Raw genomic sequence first — 476 nt, forward strand, 5'->3', positions numbered from 1 at the left:
GTCCCGAAGGTCTTGTCGATCAATGGTCGCCTGGTCCGCCGTCGCGTCTGTCGCCCGAGCAGCAAGCCGACCTGGCCGCAATCGTCGAAAAGGGTCCGGACCGTACTGTTGACGGCGTCGTGCGCTGGCGGCGCGTCGATCTGAAGCGCGTCATCAGGGGTCGCTTCGGCGTGGACTACGACACGCGCTATGTCGGCAAACTGCTGCACAGGCTCGGCTTCTCGCACGTCAGCGCACGTCCGCAGCATCCGGCACAGGACGCCCACATCGTCGAGGCATTCAAAAAAACTGGCCGCGCACGCTGAAGGCGCATCTTTGCGACCTGCCACCGCGAACGAAAGTGGAGCTGTGGTTCCAGGACGAAGCCAGAATTGGCCAGAAGAACGGGATCGTGCGGCAATGGGCAAGGCGTGGAACGCGGCCCCGCCAACCGGCTGACCAGCGCTACAAGAGCGCCTACCTGTTCGGCGCAATTT

General features: G+C 63.7%; 1 pseudogene. It reads left to right on the plus strand.

What is annotated here, in order from left to right:
• Positions 1-476 (plus strand): annotated as a pseudogene (locus EN935_RS42670) (winged helix-turn-helix domain-containing protein); the annotation flags it as partial.

Source organism: Mesorhizobium sp. M7D.F.Ca.US.004.03.1.1 (assembly GCF_003998635.1).
GTDB classification, from domain to species: Bacteria; Pseudomonadota; Alphaproteobacteria; order Rhizobiales; family Rhizobiaceae; genus Mesorhizobium; species Mesorhizobium loti.